This window comes from Halomicrobium sp. HArcht3-1 (assembly GCF_058933345.1).
This window is the reverse complement of the sequence record NZ_JBZYDM010000010.1, coordinates 37,841-55,917: the sequence shown is the minus strand read 5'-3', so window position 1 is coordinate 55,917 and position 18,077 is coordinate 37,841. Positions and strand designations below refer to the sequence as shown.

General features: G+C 48.7%; 10 protein-coding genes and 6 pseudogenes. 10 read left to right on the top strand and 6 right to left on the bottom strand.

The window, feature by feature from the left end:
* Positions 1-100 precede the first annotated feature (100 nt).
* Together AC5FRW_RS15805 and AC5FRW_RS15800 are read left to right on the top strand one after the other, a co-directional pair.
* Complete coding sequence (locus AC5FRW_RS15805) at positions 101-322, top strand: hypothetical protein (RefSeq protein WP_493569426.1); 222 nt, start codon at positions 101-103, stop codon at positions 320-322.
* 284 nt (positions 323-606) lie between these two features.
* The gene (locus tag AC5FRW_RS15800) at positions 607-1,620 is read left to right on the top strand and encodes a tyrosine-type recombinase/integrase (protein WP_493569425.1); all 1,014 of its coding nucleotides are present in this window, start codon (positions 607-609) and stop codon (positions 1,618-1,620) included.
* A gap of 176 nt (positions 1,621-1,796) precedes the next feature.
* Here the strand turns inward: AC5FRW_RS15800 and AC5FRW_RS15795 are convergent, their stop codons facing one another.
* A complete protein-coding gene (locus AC5FRW_RS15795; RefSeq protein WP_493569424.1) occupies positions 1,797-2,936 on the bottom strand; it encodes a glycosyltransferase family 4 protein in 1,140 nt (379 codons plus the stop codon).
* A gap of 169 nt (positions 2,937-3,105) precedes the next feature.
* On the opposite strand from AC5FRW_RS15795, the gene AC5FRW_RS15790 reads away from it, so the two are divergent.
* Positions 3,106-4,245, top strand: coding sequence for a glycosyltransferase family 4 protein (locus tag AC5FRW_RS15790; protein WP_493569423.1), 1,140 nt, complete (start codon positions 3,106-3,108; stop codon positions 4,243-4,245).
* A gap of 97 nt (positions 4,246-4,342) precedes the next feature.
* Here AC5FRW_RS15790 and AC5FRW_RS15785 read toward each other — a convergent pair.
* A pseudogene (locus tag AC5FRW_RS15785) lies at positions 4,343-5,094 on the bottom strand (transposase); the annotation flags it as partial.
* A 48-nt stretch (positions 5,095-5,142) separates the two neighbouring features.
* Here AC5FRW_RS15785 and AC5FRW_RS15780 point away from each other — a divergent pair.
* Both AC5FRW_RS15780 and AC5FRW_RS15775 read left to right on the top strand, forming a co-directional pair.
* Positions 5,143-6,131, top strand: a pseudogene (locus AC5FRW_RS15780) (transposase).
* 91 nt (positions 6,132-6,222) lie between these two features.
* Positions 6,223-6,974 (top strand): annotated as a pseudogene (locus AC5FRW_RS15775) (IS6 family transposase).
* Here the strand turns inward: AC5FRW_RS15775 and AC5FRW_RS15770 are convergent.
* Positions 6,971-7,972, bottom strand: coding sequence for an alkaline phosphatase family protein (locus tag AC5FRW_RS15770; RefSeq protein ID WP_493569422.1), 1,002 nt, complete (start codon positions 7,970-7,972; stop codon positions 6,971-6,973). The pseudogene AC5FRW_RS15775 and the gene AC5FRW_RS15770 overlap by 4 nt on opposite strands.
* Before the next feature lie 124 nt (positions 7,973-8,096).
* Here AC5FRW_RS15770 and AC5FRW_RS15765 point away from each other — a divergent pair, with 124 nt between their 5' ends.
* Together AC5FRW_RS15765 and AC5FRW_RS15760 are read left to right on the top strand one after the other, a co-directional pair.
* Entirely contained in the window at positions 8,097-9,596 is a 1,500-nt protein-coding gene (locus AC5FRW_RS15765) for a flippase (protein ID WP_493569421.1), read from the top strand.
* A 49-nt stretch (positions 9,597-9,645) separates the two neighbouring features.
* Positions 9,646-10,893, top strand: coding sequence for a sulfatase-like hydrolase/transferase (locus AC5FRW_RS15760; protein WP_493569420.1), 1,248 nt, complete (start codon positions 9,646-9,648; stop codon positions 10,891-10,893).
* A gap of 209 nt (positions 10,894-11,102) precedes the next feature.
* On the opposite strand, the pseudogene AC5FRW_RS15755 reads toward AC5FRW_RS15760, so the two are convergent.
* Positions 11,103-11,984, bottom strand: a pseudogene (locus AC5FRW_RS15755) (IS1595 family transposase); the annotation flags it as partial.
* 41 nt (positions 11,985-12,025) lie between these two features.
* Positions 12,026-13,429 (bottom strand): annotated as a pseudogene (tnpC, locus tag AC5FRW_RS15750) (IS66 family transposase).
* Positions 13,430-13,735: 306 nt separating this feature from the next.
* Between tnpC and AC5FRW_RS15745 the strand changes: the two are divergent.
* The 3 genes and pseudogenes from AC5FRW_RS15745 to AC5FRW_RS15735 all read left to right on the top strand — a co-directional run.
* The gene (locus AC5FRW_RS15745) at positions 13,736-14,872 is read left to right on the top strand and encodes a glycosyltransferase family 4 protein (RefSeq protein ID WP_493569419.1); all 1,137 of its coding nucleotides are present in this window, start codon (positions 13,736-13,738) and stop codon (positions 14,870-14,872) included.
* Positions 14,873-15,009: 137 nt separating this feature from the next.
* Positions 15,010-16,128: a glycosyltransferase family 4 protein gene (locus AC5FRW_RS15740; RefSeq protein ID WP_493569418.1), complete on the top strand. Its 1,119-nt coding sequence runs from the start codon at positions 15,010-15,012 to the stop codon at positions 16,126-16,128.
* Positions 16,129-16,153: 25 nt separating this feature from the next.
* Positions 16,154-16,327, top strand: a pseudogene (locus AC5FRW_RS15735) (IS6 family transposase); the annotation flags it as partial.
* A gap of 197 nt (positions 16,328-16,524) precedes the next feature.
* Here AC5FRW_RS15735 and AC5FRW_RS15730 read toward each other — a convergent pair.
* Positions 16,525-18,045 (bottom strand): hypothetical protein, encoded by a 1,521-nt coding sequence (locus AC5FRW_RS15730; protein ID WP_493569417.1) that lies wholly within the window; start codon positions 18,043-18,045, stop codon positions 16,525-16,527.
* Positions 18,046-18,077: the final 32 nt, after the last annotated feature.

Sequence of the window (18,077 nt, the reverse complement as noted above, 5' to 3'; positions counted from 1 at the left end):
AAAGGCAATTGGACCCTACCCTCGAACCACCACGACGCCGTACACCAACTCTCAATGTGGACAGGCAATCGGATCAGAACGAACCCCCGGAGGGCTGACTATGACGTTTGAAGGACTCGACGAAGTCACGATCGTCACCGAACCGTCTGAGGAGTTCTTGAGCGACTGGCAGGTCGCGGATTACCGATCCGATCGAGAGGTATGGATCCGCTGGCTCCTCGCATTCGGCAAGAATCCCGATAAGGTGAAAGGATACGCAACCACAATGGTCTCGAACCGCGCCCCACCGGATAAACTATCTATACAGGTGGGTCTGGTATGAAGAGGGCGGCTACACGACCCAGATCACGCACCAATACGCCGACGAGTGGATGCAGGACCTCGCGTACGGAGACTACAGCGACGCCCACCGAGACTGCTGTCAGAAAGCCGTGAAGATGCTGTTCAAGTGGCGCACACACGAACGCGACGGAGACTCATGTAATCTCGAAACCACGTTCACGTCGGGTAGTCAGACCACTACGCCCAGGGTACACACACGCTGAACGCGATCCGAATACCGCCGCAGTCTGGTGATTCGTGCCACCAACATGAGCGTGAACTAGTATGTCTGGCCTCGATCCCATCGATCCGAGCACCGCCTTAGAATTGCACATCGCGGATAAGAAAGGAACCCTTTCTCGAAGTTCCATTGTATCCCATCGGTCGCGCATCTCTTCGTTCGTCGACTGGCTCGACGACCGGGGAATCATCAACCTGAACGAGCTCACGGGTCGCCTCGTCAAGGAGTACCAACTCGACGGTCGCGAGGCGGGCGACTGGGCCCCCTTGACGGAGAAATCGATGATGGCCACGACCCGGGTGTTCGTCCGGTGGTGTGAGAGCATCGAGGCCGTCGAGAGCGGGCTCTCCGAGCGCGTCCAGTCGCCGTCCCTCACGGGGGATGAGGGCGTTCGAGACACACATCTCGACGCAGAGACGGCCCAAGCAGTATTGAAAAATCTCGACCGATTCCACTACTGTAGTCGGCCCCACGTGACGCTGGCGGTGATGTGGCACACGATGGCCCGGTGTGGTGCAGTTCGGTCCCTCGACCTGAACGACTACGACGCCACGGAGCAGTCCCTTCAGTTCGAGCACCGGCCCGAGACCGGAACGCCGCTCAAGAACAAGCGAACATCCGAGCGCCACGTCGCCATCACGGAGTCTCTCGCCGAGCTACTGGATGACTGGATCGAGCACAAGCGCCTCGACGTGACCGACGAGTACGGTCGGGAGCCGCTAATCACGACGAAGCATGGGCGCATCGCTGGGAACACGATAGCGGGGTACGCGTACAAATACACCCAACCGTGCCGGTATAACCGGCGGTGTCCCCTCGACCGTAACCCACAGACTTGTGAGGCGACCGACCACGATAAGGTCAGTTCCTGTCCGGAGTCGGTCTCGTCCCATCCGTTCCGACGTGGGTCAATTACGGACTGGCTTCGGGCCGACGTTCCGTCTCCAGTGGTCGCGGATCGCGCAGATGTCTCTGAACGAGTGATTGAGAAGCACTACGACGAGCGCACCGATAAGGAGAAGATGGAACAGCGACGGGAGTACCTGGAAGACGTCTAGCAGCAGTCGCTACCCCGCTTTTCATCCCCCAACGGTACGGTTTCCATTTCTCCGTCCATGAAGACCTGATCTGACGGTTCACCTAATCGTCGCCAGGTTTGTATGCACCGCCACGCCGTTCGATGGTGGGACGTATGAAATTGCTCGGGGGACTGTACAATGCGATGGGGTACTGATCACCACTCGCCGTCGATGGCACGCTGATAGGCTGTTTCTGCCTGATTGGCTACTGCGTCCCAGTCGTATCGCTGTGCCCGTTCGACGGGGTTCGTCAGTGGTCGTTTTCCATTTAGTGTGGCGTCGAGTGTCTCCGCCAGGGACTCGACTGTGGGCTCGACGAGGAATCCCGCGTCGTCGATGACTTCATCTGCTGCCGAATCGGGGTGGTCGGCCGCAATGACGGTGCAATCGGTGGCTATCGCCTCGACGAACGTGATGCCAAAACCCTCCCGGGTACTCGGAGAAGCGAATACGTCGGCGGCGCGCATGTGGCCGAGGACGTCCTCGTAGTCGTCGAGAAACCCAAGAAATTCGACGCGGTCGGCGTGAGTCAGTGACTCCTGCTTTCTTTCGAGGCGTTCGCGTTCGGGGCCATCGCCGACGATACCCAACGTGGCGCCGTGATCGTCGGCGACCTCGTCGAAGGCATCGAGAAGCACGTCCACGTTCTTGTGTTCGATGAGCCTGCCAGCGAAGAGCACGTCGTAGCCCTGTTCGGGGATCGGGGCACCTCTGACCTGCTCGACGTCGATGCCGTTCGGGACGATTCCGATGGTCTCGCGGGCGGGGCCGATAGCGGCGAGACGGTCGGCCGTGATCGACGAGATTGCTATCGGATATTGTGGTGTCCGTGCGGTCGCGTGCTCGGTGAGCTTGCCGAACAGGGCGAGGTGACCAAGATACTCTTCCCAGTAGTCGCCCCAGACCTCGTGCCACGTCGTTACGAGTGGTGTGTCCGTGCAGAGACTGGCGAGTTTCGTGGCGAGCACCGGGAAGTACGGGAAGACACTGGCGACGACGACGTCGTGTTCGTCGCGTCGGAGGTGTTTTCGGAGTTCTGTGAGTGCGCGGGCCGCGAAGTCTATGGCTTCCGTGATGGAACGTCGATTTCCATCGTAGAGGTCGGCTTCGGGGGCGACTGCGCGCAGCGTCATTCCTTCGTGAGTGATCTCTTTAGGGCCGTCCCAGAAGTGACGGCCATAGATGGTGACGTCGTGGCCCTCGTTGGCGAGTCGGGTGCCGATTTCGTGGATGCGCTTCTCGGCCCCGCCAGTAACGAACGGGTAGACGACATTCGAGACATAAGCAATGTCCATAATATAGTAATCAAGGGGTCTTACTCAGTAGACTTTAACTGTCTACTTTCAGCAATTGTTGATGATATCCTCTGTTCAACACAACCTTCAGGCTTTCAATATGGTTTCCTATTGATTCAGCAGGACTATAAAGGAGGTGTGACCAAGTAACTCCTGTCGATAGTCAAATATGAGACTCTTAGTCATCTCTCCGGGAACTAACATCACATCTCCAAAAGCGGGACATCAGGTTCGAGTATGGAATCTCATCAAACAATTAGAGGATAGAGGTTGGGAAATTGAAGTACTGCAGAGAGATTCACATTATACAGGAGACATGGATATATCCGTCCGAAGTTTCCACCACTTCCTACCTGATAGATTAAATGACATTAACCCATTCCTGTACTCAAGTTTATTCAAAAGAATTCAAGAGTTCCAGCCAGACATCATCCATGTGAAATCATTTTCTGGCGTTCTCGCTTCAAAAATCACATCATATTTCTCGGATAGTACGACAAATGTTGTCTATGATGCCCACAATTTTGAGACTGGAAAGATAAAGGAAGATAAAATCCATCTGCCTTGGTATAAGCAAGTTGTTGCTGATTCGGTAGTTTCTTCACTTGAAAAAGTTGCAGTACACGCATCTGACCACATCATATCAGTGAGTGAGTCTGATAAAGAGAAATTTCGTGAAGAATACGAGATTTCCGATGATAAGATAACCATTGTACCGTCCGGATCCAATCTTTTTGATTTGAATACCTCGCCACACGAAATACGAGAACGATACCCTGACTCTCATTTACTTGTTTTTCATGGCTCATACAATTATCCGCCAAACAAGCAAGCAGTAGAGTCAATAGTAGAATTTATTGCTCCGCATTTGAACCAGATTGACGATCAATTCCAGTTCATTCTAGCCGGTAACGGTGTTCCGTCATTTGAGAACAACGATTCCGTGCGGGGGTTGGGTTTTGTGGATGATCTAGAAGCATTATTGGTTAGTGCTGATGTTGCTGTTGTCCCACTTCAACAAGGGGGAGGAACAAAGCTCAAAATGTTTGACTATATGAGTGCATCTCTTCCTATCGTGACCACTGAAACAGGAGTAGAAGGAATTGAACTTCAACATGAGGAATCTGCTCTCATATACCAATCACCTGATGAGGAGTTTATTAACGGAATCGTCCGTCTTCTCAAAGATTGTTCGTTGCAAGCCCAGTTAGGTGATGGTGCCAGAAACACAATGGAAGAAAAGTATACTTGGGAATCTATCGGTGAACAGCTTGATTCGCTCTATTGGTCACTTCTTGATAATTCATGAGCGAATCTGAAGAAGATTTGAACGTCTCCTCGCTTGATACACTTCTTCGAGGAAGCGTTCTCATTTTCCTGGGGAAGAGTCTGTCATAGAAACGATCTCATAGCTTGAGCTTCTCGCGGTCAGGCTCGTCGGCCCGCTCAAAGTTGGTGATCGCAACGACAAGTCGGAGATCAGTGCAAGGAACACTTCTGTTCGTGCGTGGACGCGGCCTCGGGCGCGGACGTGCCCAAGGCCGCAGTCCTTGACTGATTCATTGGTTCGTTCGACTCCTGTCCGGCGGTTGTACGTCTCGTCCAAGATGGATTGTTTCAGCTGAACGTCCTCGCTGTGTTCCTCGATGCGGTCTTCAACTCTGTACTCGATGTCCAGCGGGTCATCGGTGTTTCGCGGGTTGTACGGGGCGACTGGCACGACCCCTGCGGCCAGGCGGTGGTCGTGCCAGTCAAGGATATCATAGGCGCTGTCTTCAAGCATCCAGATCGGTGTATCGACGGCGAGCTCGTCACATGTGACGCGCATCGCCGTCTCCTGATCCGCTTGCTTGGTTTGTGTGAATTCCGCTGCTATCGGGATTTTTGCACCAGTTGAGACGAGTGTACAGCCGAAGCCGTAATAGTACTCCTCGGCTGTTGAATCGTAGTTCCACGAGGCAGCGTCGTTGTGCTGAATCGCTTCGACATGGGTCGAGTCAATGGAGTACGTGGAGTCGAGCAGGCCGCGGGCGGCGGCCTGCTCGACGAGTCTGTCGAAGACATCGTCCACGACGTATTCGAGATCAGTGAGAAACCGGTCAATGGTGTCTCTGGATGGTGGTTTGTCGAATCCGCAGTAGTACCAGACAAGAGGGTGTCATAGAACGATTACCACACCAAAGAGCAGGGTGAATGCTGAGATGGCATGGCCTCAGCGACCCTGCAAGATGATGCTTCGATAGAGACCTTCTTCAATGTCGCGGAGGCCGAAACGCTAGCGTTGTTTGAGCATCTCTCCTTCGAATTTCTCGCAGAGTTCGACGTGTTCGCCCCGGCACAGACAGGGCGAACACGAGAGCACGAGCCACCAGAACTGATGCGTGGCTTCCTCCACTGCTACTACCACGATATCTACGGTATCCGTCCCGTTGAACGAGAGCTTCGGAATCGGTTGTCTGGCTGAGTTGTGGCTTTGATCGACCGCCGTCGAGAGACGCGGTCGATCGTTTCCTCACTGACCTCGAACACGTCGTTGACGACGTCTTCGACCGACTCGTCGAGCAGGCCGCCCGGCGCGGTCTGCTCGACTTGACCTACTGCATTGATTCGACCGACGTGAGGGCGATGCCCGCTGATCAAGATGCGTCGAAGTGCTACGATCCAACCGCTGAAGAGTACTACTACGGCTACGGCTGTACGATCGTCTCGACCGGCTCAAAGATTCCAATCGCAGCAGAGTTCACCGAGAGTAAGCAAGCACCAGAAGAGACGGCGAGCGCGTCACGCGTGACGCGCTCGCCGTCGCCACGCCGATCTGGATGATCGGTGATAGCGCCTACGACACTCTCGACTGGCACGACCACCTGCTGGCCAGGGGTCGTGCCAGTCGCCCCGTACAACCCGCGAAACACCGACGACCCGAAAGACATTGAGTACAGAGTCGAAGACCGTATTGAAGAACACAGCGAGGACGTTCAGCTGAAGCAATCGACGCTAGACGAGACGTACAACCGCCGGACAGGAGTCGAACGAACCAATGAATCAGTCAAGGACTGCGGCCTCGGGCGAACGCACGCCCGAGGCTGCGTCCACGCACGAGCGCAGGTATTCATCGCTCTGTGTCTTCGCCTCGTCGTCGCAATCACCAACTACGAACGTGGGGATAATCCGGGAAGCACGATCATCACGGTGTGAGAAGAGTTCTATGACACCCTCCTATATGACTATTAGGGGCACTGTCCAGTTGAGGGATTGAGGAACGAGCAGGCCGTAGCGAGAACTGTTCATGGAACTCGCAGACCTGCTCAGAGAAACGTTAGAAACGGACGATTAAGATGTTTGGGAGAACGAGCGCACCCCGACACCCGCCCGGCGGTTTGGGGTGCGTCTCCACACGGCGGGGTTGTCGATCAGGGAGACGGTCGCTATCTTAGAATTACTGGGTGTCGATCGCTCTCACGGCGCGGTCTGGAACTGGGTTCATACGCTGTCTGAAGCCCAGAGCGACCCGCCGACGTTCACGAGAACTCTGTTCTCGTGCAGCCCATCAGAAATCTTCGATTTCTGAGGACGGCAGTGCCGTCGCGGGTCGCGGTCGACGAGAAACAGATCGAAGTTGATGGTGAGAAACAGTGGCTCTACGCCGCGATCGACACCGACTCAAAACTACTGCTCGAAATCGACGTATTCAGCCGAGGTGGGACCGATCCCGTGGCGGCGTTCCTGCATCGACTCACTGAGAAACACGATCTCGCCAATACAGAGTTTCTCGTCGATGCTGGTGGCTATCTGACTGCCCTCGCACGTCACGAACTGAGCGGTCGACTCGACTATCGAACGCGGAACCACATCGAAAAATGGTTCCAGACCGTCACCATGCGAATCGACCGCTTCCACTCGTTTTGGCGGGGCAGTCAATCCAGCGCCAAACAGTGGTTACAACGCTTCAAACATCACTATAACCACGAACGACATAATCAAGCGCTCGACGGACGAACGCCAGCTCAGGAGGTTCTGAATTATACAGTGCCCTATTAGGTATATCCTAAGGTTTCCAATCGGTCCTCAACGTCACTAGAAACTGACAATTTAGTGTCTGCTGTCGAAGGAATATGGGACATGCTATCTTCAGCTGATGTTTCTATCCAAGGAACTTTTCGAATTTGGGGGTGTGGGGCTGCTAAAGGGTGCTCATACCCGCCCCATTCACCAAATCCTTCTCCATGATCTGCGGTTATTACTACTTCCTCTGCATCAACGTTGTCAAGAAGCACTTCAACCGAATCTAACACATATCGGAGCTCACGTAAGTATAGACTCCAAATTTCCTCCTTATCATGTCCTTGGCGGAGGAAAAGGTCGAAATTTATCTCCTTCTCATTGAGTTGGCGATCCTCTTCATATGCTTTTCGAGTGTAGGGGGCATGCGGTTGGACGTAATGGACAACCATTCGAGAGGCACTGTTAGAACGCCATGTTTCGATAGCCCGGTCCGTTACTTTTTCTGCTGGTGTAGGACCCTCTTTGTGACCAAACTCTCCTGTGGCATTAAATTGCCAAATTGGATCGAATTGTTTGAAACATGATCCATTCAGTGTTGACCAATCAGTCCATGCAAAGGGAATATTCGAATGCTCTTCAGGTACAGCACCTCCTTTAAGAACCTTCTCACTCCATGGATTGGCAGAGATATACGTTGTGTTTGAAATCTCCTCGGCATACCCCTCAACGAAAGTTTGTGCCACCCACTCTGATGTTTTGCTTCCTACAGAAGTGATACTATCTACATCATCAATAAAATGGTACTCATCTTTTAAATTCTCAATTGCGTCAATTCTGCAAGTGTCAAGAACTATGAGGAGATCCCATTCCCTCTCGTAAATGTTAGTTCCAACAGGCCACCGTGAGAGAAGACTTAGCGCAATCGAAGCATAAGGGATATGAACGCTCCTTTCGATTAGTTTTGAAAACCATGCCCTTATCAGTCGAGGATTATGCAACGCCCTTTTCACCCTTTCAGGGGTCGGTTTTAACATATAGATCCACGGAGCAGGGTAATAGTAAAGCTTATGCAATTGTGACGTTACTACGAAACATGAATTGGGAATGCCCCGTTGTTAAGTATTCTAATGGATATTCTAAGACCTTTACTCGTTATTGATGTCTTCGTCAGATGAGTCAGATAAGATTATAGAGGATTTACAGTCTATTGGAGATGGGGCAAATTGGTTTTTTGTCGGAAAGCTAACTCGACAGGGACTGACTCTATGCTTGAATATTCTTCTCACTAACTCGCTTGGAGCTGTACTGTATGGCTTGTATGCACTTGGTTCTCAAATTTTGAATGTTGCTTCTACATTCGCCCACTTTGGGGCTAACCAAGCCGTGTTAAAATACATTCCCGAAAGTGATAAAAGAAGAGGGAGTCGAGTATTCGGAATATCAATAATAGTTGGAGTTATTGGTGGTATACTTACGACCATCACTATATTCGCATTTTCTCCGACAATCAATAATCACACTTTAGAGCATCCTTTGTTTGTTAGTGTACTCCGTGTATTCTCGATTCTGTTGCTGCTCCAAGTTTTCCTGGATATATTAAATAATGTTTTCAGAGGTCTGGGTTTGATGAAATACTTAGTTTTGTTGGCGGATGTCTTATTCTCTATATTGAGATTGACCTCCGTGGGTATTATTTTACTTCTTGGATATTCAGTTTTGGGTGCTACATTAGCTTTACTAGTGTCTAGTATTATTGTTATTATATGTTTATCTTACCTACTAATTTTCCGTATCGGATTTTCCCCAGAATTCAGATCGGGTAAAGAGGAGTATAAAGAATTATTAAATTTCTCTCTTCCCCTTACTATCTCTGATGTTGGCTGGGTTTTAAATACAAAGGTGGATATATTAATGGTCGGATACTTTTTATCCTCAGGTCTTGTTGGAGTCTACAATATTTCGGTTTTATTGTCTGGATTCATCTTGTTGCCACTTACAGCAATAAACCAACTGTTTCCATCAATCGCATCGGGATTATATTCTGAGAAAAAACATAATAAAGTGAATTCTATATTCAAAACCGTGACCAGATGGGTATTAACAATAACACTACCTACTGCCTGTGCATTAATTATTTATAGAAATGATGTATTGTCACTTTTTGGGAAAGAATTCTCTGTGGGTGCACTCGTATTTTCTACGTTGATTATTTCACAGACAATTAATGCAGCGGTTGGGCCAAGTGGTAACCTGTTAATGATTACTGAGCATCAGTACTTAAAAACAGTCAATCACTGGTTATTTGGATTCATCAATATATTGCTGAACTATTTTCTAATCCAGGAATTTGGAATATTAGGTGCTGCACTAGCCACTTCGATATCAGTTGTAGGTCTAAATGTGTCTAGGGTCGTAGAACTCTGGTATCTAGAGGGATTCCAACCTTACTCACTCAACCTTTGGAAGCCAATAGTTTCAACATTGGGTTGTGTAGCTCCAATGATTGTTATCGCGGAAAGATTCAATGGGATAATTGGTCTAGTGTTGGGTTGTGTGGCAGGAATGTTGGTATATGTTTTCCTGTTAACTTTGCTCGGCTTGGAAGAGGAAGATCAAGAAATAATATATACTTATATTGGATTGTTAAATCGGTCTTAACGTAAATATCCCAAAAGTTATATACTGACTTGACCAATTCCATGTAATAATGACTGATCACAAGGATATAATCTTGCTTACAGTTGATTCCTGGAGGTATGATACAATCAACCAGATGGATCGTCTTCAAACCTTGTTCTCAGACTATGTCCAATCAGATGTAATATCCCAGTCTGCTGCAACCCCAGGTTCTTTCCCATCAATTCTTACCAGTCAGTACTACCCTCAGGCATATATGGAGAATGGCGCTCTGAAAGCAGATACAAAAACTCTTCCTAGTAAGTTGTCTGACGTAGGATATACTACTGCCGCGATTATCGCTGATAATCCACATCTCAATCGATTTGTAGACGAATTCGACCATTTTTGGAATGGCAACCCCGGCGAAGAAACAAAGTTTGATAGGATTTTCCGTCTAGCTAAATTCCAAGACAGAGTTACAGCTGCTGACGCAGCAAAGAAAGCTAATAAATGGTTTTCAAGCCAGAACTCTCCTCGATTTTTATTGCTACATCTAATGGAACCCCATGAACCATATCTACCCGGCTTTCGGCTAGGATTAAAAGAGGGGGTGGTACAACCATATAAGTCATTGAAAAAATTGAATTCTAACAGGGAGAGTCTTACTGAAGCGGATATTGAAAATATTAAAAGAATGTATGACCGATCAGTAGACTACTTAGATGTACAACTTCATAAAATAGAGTCTATGATACCGGAAGATGCAATTGTAATAATCACTGCAGACCATGGTGAAGAATTTTGGCACGGCTTGATACGTCATGCACGTTTGTATGATGAATGTGTTCGAGTACCACTATTAACTAAGAATATAGCTGAAAACCGTACGAAAAGCCAACAGGTGAGACATATTGATCTTTCCCCGACAATACTAAACCAGATAGGGGTCGAAATCCCTACTGAATGGTCTGGTACTCCAATAACAGAAGGATCGGACAAATCATTCATAATTAATACAGCGTCACAGTTAGGAAAAAACTATGCCGCTGTACGAACAACTGACTCTAAAATAATTAGAACATATGAAGAGGGTACTATGAATCACTTAAGGACAGAATACTACGATTTGAAATCTGATCCAGGTGAAAAGAATGATTTATATGACACCCCCTCGATTGACCAGAAATTCAACGACCTTGAAGAGAGTCTAAATGAATTTCTTGAGCAAGATGATATGATTGACAGTATCGACATGAACCTATCCCCGGGTGAACATATTATACCAGATGAATCAGAGTCTGTAGATGCACGATTAGAAGCTCTCGGTTATCGATAACACAACATCATTATTTCGATAAGTTTCTTAAATTCGGTAATGAGAAAATTAGCGTTTCATATAATCAAGCCGTTAGAAAGACCGTACGTGTTTACCCCGAGGACGCGACAGCAGGCACAGCCTGAGCCCGTGAAATCATCTCGTTGTCTCGGGCGACTCGCTTGAACTCTTCGTAGGGACGCTCTTGTGAAGCACGTTGTTGATTTCCAGAGGGCAGCATCGAGAGCATGTTTGAGCGCTTCGTCACCTGGTTTTCTGTAGAGTTCGCAGCGGAGCTGAAAGGCTCTGAGATACGGTGTTAGCTTGTCCTTTGACACTCCTCGGTGGGGTGAGAGCCACCGTCGCGTCAGCGACGCGTGGCTCTCGCAACCGTTGACGTGTACTTCGCCATCAGCGTATTCACCGTCGCCGTGGACGACGTATTCACGGGTGAATGCGTCGTCTTTTTCGAGCGGTTCGTACGCTCGAAATCCGTCCGTATAGACAGTCAGCGACTCCTCGTCGTGGTCAGCAAGCAGGAGTCGAATGGTCGATTCGTCGGCGGATTTCGCTGGCACGACGTATCGATCGTCCGAGCCACGATCGACCAGCGTGAACACCGGCGGTTTGTCGCCGTCGTACGAGCCTCGTCCACGCGTGGACAGCCCACGCGAGCGCGACTCCTGGTCGCGCTCGCGGCCTTTGAGACCGACAGACACGTACACTTCGTCGATTTCGACCGGTCCAGACAGTGTGATCGAAGGCGCGTCGAGCGCGCTGGCGAAGCGCTCGACGCGCCGTCTCACCGTTCTGTACGAAAGATCCAGCTCCGCCTCGATCTGGCGAATACTCGTGTTGAACCGTAAGAACACGTAGATAGTGAAGTACCACTCTTTCAGCGAGAGCTTCGAATGAGCGAAGATCGTGCCGGTCTTGTCGTTGAACGTCCGGCCGCAATTCTTACACAGATACCGTTGATACTCCCGATAGCTGCCGTTTCTGACCGCCAGGTCAGAACGGCAGCGGGGGCACTCGACGCCATCACGCCAGCGAACCTGCTGCAACAGGTCCGCTGCAGCCGATTCCGACACGAACCGGCTTATTGGGAACATATCGGGCACCGCTGGCGCGGTTCCCTTGCCCTCTTCGACTTTCAGCCGCAGCTCTCGCTATCAACAATCTCCTTCGCAAGAGCGTCGTAGGGATTACGTCCCTGCTGGCGGTAGGTCGCCAGCAGGGACAGCAGTGTCTCATGCACGAACATCCCGCGGTCGTTGCGGAGTGTTCCGATAAGTTTCCGGTGAACCACCGGCTCACGGAGCGCGTTTTCCGTAGCATTGTTCGTCGGAGAGACCGCTGGCTCACCGACAAAGGTGAGCCAGTGGTCGAGGCCACCTTCGATTTTTCTGATGAGTGGTGGCACTGGTCCGTCGGGAACTGACCGCTCAATCAACGATTCAGGCTCTCTCCGTGCAACACGCTGAAGCTATGCTCGCTCACGAATGGTCAAGGTGCTCTCCAGCCCGTCTGGAGAGCGACGTATAATTGCTTGAGAGACTCGTAGATCAGTTTGCCTTCGGGCCGCTTCTCAGCGGCATCTTCAGCCTCTCGCAGAATATGAGCCCAACACCGCTGGAGATTGTCGCTGAAGGCTGGATAGGCCGTCCACCCATCACAGATAACCGTTCCCGCGAAGTCCTCGCCGAGGACTTCCGCGGGAACATCGCTTCCACGACTCTCTCTCTCTCTAACCGCATACAGCATGTGGTTCTCGGTGGTGAACGTCCAAATCCAGGCTTGCTCACCATTCCGCTTGATGCCTGTTTCATCGATATGGACAACGTCAGCCCGCTGGATCTGGTGGCGGATCTGCTCATATTCACAGCGACCAGCGCGCGCAGCGCGCTCGGTCGCGTGCCACGCGGCCGCGCCTGACAACTCCAGCTTATGCAACTGCTCGAAACGGTCTGCAATCTTCCGATAGGGGAGGCGGTAATCGTACCTTGACAGTGCTGATTGGGCGATAACGTTCACCCCGACTGCCCCGATGAGGGGCAGTCGGGGTGTATAGCGGCTGTCTCGGTCCCACAGGAATCGCACTGGTAGCAGTGGCGGTTGTACTGCGTGACTTCTGGTGGCTGTGGGTCCGGTATTTTCTCGACGAGTCGGGGGCTGACGCCCACCGACTCGTCGAAGTGTTGGCCACACTCTGGATAGCAGTCACAGGTAACCTCAACTTCTTCGTCCGGATCATCCGTAGAGCGCCACTCAGGGCCGTGACCGTCCTTCCGTCCGGGAGTGCCGCCGTCAGTTCTGACATCGTCGTCTTCGTCGTCTTGGGATGTCGGGGACTTGTCAGCCGCCGACCGACGCTTACTAAGCGGTGTATGTGGATTCTCGTATTTGCGAAGGCGTGTTTCGAGTTCCTCGATGTGTTCTTGCTGCTCTTCGACTCGTTCGTCCTTCTGCTCAAGCTTCTCTCCAGCTCGTCGATTCGCTCTTCCATCTGGAGAAACCGCGAGAGAAGTTTGTCTTTGCTGAGGTCATCCCGATCCACTATGATCACCTCAGTGCTATCAGCAGGGCCACCGGGATGGTCTCCGAGCGGAGACCATCCCTGGAGAAGCTCAATTAGCTCTTGCTGAGGATACATACCCCCTTGATTGGTCGCCTGCTACGAGACAGTGGCGAAATTCGTCGGGGCTAAACACGTTCCTTCTGTGTATACTTCTTGTCTTAATAGCATCAGAACCGCAGGTATAGGCAGTAGACTGTTTCCGAAGATATCGACCTCACGATCTCCTTCGAATACTGCTGCGGAAATAGCATAACGGTTATAACTTCATGCAGTAACAGGCTGATAATGGATATCGTTCTCGTCGCTCCACACTCACCTCAAGCGGTAGGATATGACACCCAATCTGAATTCATAAGATTTGCAGAATACCATCATCAATACTGTAGAGAGTTGTCTAAGAGAGGTCATAATGTGGAATTCTGGCATCTAGGGCCAAGAACAACAACAACGACACATGAATATGGACACAATATCCGCCAATTTCACTCATTTAAAATCCCTATAATAGAAACGGAGATTAGCCCGCAAATGTACAAACACCTAGTCCGTAGCGAGGCCGATATCTTCCATTTCCATTCATTCCATTCTGTTGAGAACTGGCCCTCGTATATACTAATGAATATCTATAACCGTGATGTTGTGGGGCAAAATCATGGGCCAAAATTAAATGAGAATAAAACATCTGCACAAATTTTATACAATATTCTCGATTTTGTTTTCCCCGACAACTCTACAATTCTATCTGTGAATAAGAAAGAACTAGAAAATCTATCTAATTTCATTGACGCAAGCAATTACGCATATCTTCCAAATGGAATAGATACTGAAAAATACCATCCAAAGGATCAGAACGCATCGAGGCAAAATATCGGATTGAAAGAGGACCATGACTACGTACTCTATGTGGGCAGGATTTCCCCTAGTAAAGGTGTCGAGTACTTGATTGAGGCGGTAGAACAGGTGCCCGCAACGTTATTGCTGGTATATGGGGGAGGAGATGAAGAATTGATAGACCATCTTCAATCAATTGCGCCACCTAATGTGAGGTTCATCGGCTCGGTTGATGACGAAACGCTAATCAATTACTACACTGCTGCGGATGTTTGCGCGTTCCCTTCTATTAATGAAGGCTTCGGCGTCGTCTGTTTAGAAGCGATGGCTTGTCAAACAGCAATTATAGGAACCGATGCTCATCAACAAGGAGGGCAAAATCATCTTATTGACGGAGAGAACTCATTAGTTGTTAGCCGAAAAAGTTCCGAAGAGTTGCGAGAAGGGATTTTGACTTTTCTCTCAGATGATGATCTTCGATATAGAATTGCGAAGCAAGGACGTGAACACGTTGTGCAGAACTTCAGTTGGGATGTTGTCGGTGACCGACTTGAAGAGAGCTACAATGATTTACTCGGAGGAGAAAGGTAAGGTGAAACCGTGATGAATTATAGAGTCTCAATCTGATAATGCTACTATATGTGTATGGCAAACATATGAATGTAATATCTGTTATGGGTATTCCAAGGGCAAACTAAAGTAATCTACGCCGCTATCTCAAGGTAGCTATGGACATTGCGGTACACACTTCTCGATACCCAATCGATGACGAAATGCCTAGTGGCGGCGAACGGGTCGCTAAACGTGTCTCTGAAGCCCTTTCTGAGCTGGGACACAAGGTAACGGTCTATACGGAGGGAGACCCTCAAACAGATAGCCAAACAGGTGTCACGGTTAACCGATCCAAACCACGTGCCGTTGTAGGTAAAACCCCGGTTTCACTAGGTCAATTAATACCTCCAAAAAAGAACCCTGATGTAATCTATATACACAACACGACCCCGACGGGAATGCTCTCCGGATATTTGCATCACAAACGATCTGGCGCTCCAATAGTGATTACACACCACGGGAAGGATAGGGTCTATGTACCGGAGGGCGCTTCCTTTATCAAAAAGTACGGTGACATTCTATACTCAACTGCAGTCTTACCCCCTATTTTTGAGGGCGCAGAAGTTGTGACAGTTCCCTCTCCTTCGTACGCTCTTGAATCTCCGCTCCTCCAGCGGTACGATGACGAAAAAGTGATTTATGTCCCTAATGGAATCGACAAAGAGACTGTATCGAAATTTCAAGACGCGAGAAAAGCCGATATTGGTGGAGATCTGCCTGTTATCCTATACCTTGGTGATGTTATCGGAAAAAAGGGGCCGTTGGACCTATTAGAGGCGCATTCCCAGATGTCCAATGATTCACATCTAGTTATCGCAGGCAAAGGCGAACAATTAGACGAAGTAAGACAAGCCACAAATGGAAACGTATCTGTCTTAGGCTTTGTCTCAGAAGATCGCAAGAGAGAATTGTTCAACCGAGCGGATGTATATTGTTTACCATCTCGGGTTCCCACAGAGGTATTCCCGCTTACTTTTCTAGAAGCATATGCTACTTCGACACCGCTTGTTACTTCCGATTTAAAAACATTTGAGCCATTTGTTGAGGAGTGTGGTGCTGGAGTTATGGCTAAGCGCCAAAACCCAGCTGATCTAGCCGATAAATTAGACCGGGTGATTGGAGATGATGCGTTTCGTAGAGATTTGTCTAGGAATTCTGCTGAGTCTATTAAGGATTATTATTGGAGTGATATATTTGGTGAATATGAGTCTATTCTAAAACAACTTGTTTTGTAGGACAGCCAAAATTAACTTGATTTCGGCGGCTGCACTTCGACGAGTAAGACTTCGATTTCAGACCGTCCGGCATAGAAATCGGAAAGTCGTCGAACATGGCTTTCGAGAAATAAAACGGCGTACTACCTCGTTTAGCAATCGTTTTAGTCACGTTGATCCAACGGTGGCCGAAACGTGGCTACAAGCCTTCGCCGTCTAGGGGAATTCGCTTAACTAAACACGATAAATCAGACGTATCGCGTTCTTTTGACACTGATCTCGCCGTCTCCTGAAGGTGAGCGTCCGTCACCGTAAGCTGCAGTCTTTGAAATAGTTCAACCAGTAGCGACGGTCTGTTGACCGCTACTGTATTTTCTTCGAGCAGACTTCTTAAACTCTGTACGAGATTAAAATTATTTACGATATTCGAAGTACTCTCGCTTCCCCATTACTATATATTTTTGACGAAGATTGGTGCCATACAGCTACCTGTCTATCCGAAACTGGTTGCCGACTACCGGGTGGGAGATATATTCCTACTTGATTCATTCTCTTACTGAGAATGAAATATTTTCCAGAGATACTATGTCTGAACAGCGAACTATTCTCAGAGTAGAAAATGTTATACACCTGTGATCCGGTTTGTGGGTAGTCTCCTGTTGGTTTCTCCGATGCAGGTAACGATGCCAATCTCATATCTGACATTACTTCACTGTTTCCATAAGACGTGATCCAGTCTCCACCAATTTCTTCTTCTATGGAATATGTTTGCAGAGCAACTGAGCTGGATTGAGCCGATAATATGAAAAAAGCCACCATAATAATCAAGAAAGTCGTTGGTATGCTTGATTCCAAGTTTAGTCGTATTCTTGACTGTGAAATATACTGTATCCCGATTGTAGTTCCTACAATCATTATTGGAAACGCAACCACATAAGCTCTACTGGCAACCCATGCTAGGCCAGATGAAAATTGAACTAAGATAAACAGTATTATTGACACCCCCCAAATTATTGTAACTTGGTATTTGGGTGACTTCGCAAGATATGCCTTCTTTAGAGCCGCGATTCCACCAATTGCCCCAAATAGGGCGGGGATTGGTACAGTATAGATTGTATAAGATGGAGATTCCAAAGCCCATCTCAGACTATCCGCTGCTCCACCAATGTAATTAAAGCTTTTAAGAATGGTTGCTGGTTCTAAAAGGGCTAGTATAACAGCTGATATTGATGTTACATATGCTTCAAATGGAGTTGTTATAATAGTATGAATTCCAACTAGTGACATAGCTGCAGTTACTAGATAACGACTTTTTGAGGTGTTATTCAGATATAATAGCAATCCAAAAATTGCGGACAATACGAACAACCGAGGATAAGTGTAGAGTAGAAGGACAAGCAATATCGGAATCCCGATCCCAGCTAAAACGGTTTTACGCTTATTATTGAATCTTCGTATAGCAATATATACTATCAAGAGGTAAAACAGGTACTTTAAACTTTGTGCACCCATTGAGGTGACAATCTTCATATTTGGTCCAATAGCCGCAGCTAACGCGATTAGAAATGAAGTTTGACTATTGGTAAACAACCGACAGATGGCAAAGTAGAGCAAGACTACCCCAATATACAGAGGAAAATAAGATTGGAATATGTGTGGTTGGGTTCCGGTAATAAGCGTTGAAATAGCCATGAATATTGGCTGGATTGGCTGACTACTCCTTGATAGTATTTTTGCCCATTGGTCCGATACAGTTGTGGGTGCAATATGCGAATGTCCTGTTTTGAGGATATTATGCGTAACTGTTGAGTCAGCAAAATAGAAAACATTCCGGTAGTGATATGTTGGTGCTAAATCACTAGCTAATAAAAATGGTGTGACTATGAGTAAAAGACCTACACTAACCTGCAAACGGACATCGGACAGTATCTTTCTCATCTGCTTCTATATTGTATCTTTTGAGTCACTCT

Coding starts and splice junctions, on each gene's coding strand:
- AC5FRW_RS15805 (WP_493569426.1), top strand. CDS start 101: ATGACGTTTGAAGGACTCGACGAAGTCACGATCGTCACCGAACCGTCT.
- AC5FRW_RS15800 (WP_493569425.1), top strand. CDS start 607: ATGTCTGGCCTCGATCCCATCGATCCGAGCACCGCCTTAGAATTGCAC.
- AC5FRW_RS15795 (WP_493569424.1), bottom strand. CDS start 2,936: ATGGACATTGCTTATGTCTCGAATGTCGTCTACCCGTTCGTTACTGGC.
- AC5FRW_RS15790 (WP_493569423.1), top strand. CDS start 3,106: ATGAGACTCTTAGTCATCTCTCCGGGAACTAACATCACATCTCCAAAA.
- AC5FRW_RS15770 (WP_493569422.1), bottom strand. CDS start 7,972: ATGTTAAAACCGACCCCTGAAAGGGTGAAAAGGGCGTTGCATAATCCT.
- AC5FRW_RS15765 (WP_493569421.1), top strand. CDS start 8,097: ATGTCTTCGTCAGATGAGTCAGATAAGATTATAGAGGATTTACAGTCT.
- AC5FRW_RS15760 (WP_493569420.1), top strand. CDS start 9,646: ATGACTGATCACAAGGATATAATCTTGCTTACAGTTGATTCCTGGAGG.
- AC5FRW_RS15745 (WP_493569419.1), top strand. CDS start 13,736: ATGGATATCGTTCTCGTCGCTCCACACTCACCTCAAGCGGTAGGATAT.
- AC5FRW_RS15740 (WP_493569418.1), top strand. CDS start 15,010: ATGGACATTGCGGTACACACTTCTCGATACCCAATCGATGACGAAATG.
- AC5FRW_RS15730 (WP_493569417.1), bottom strand. CDS start 18,045: ATGAGAAAGATACTGTCCGATGTCCGTTTGCAGGTTAGTGTAGGTCTT.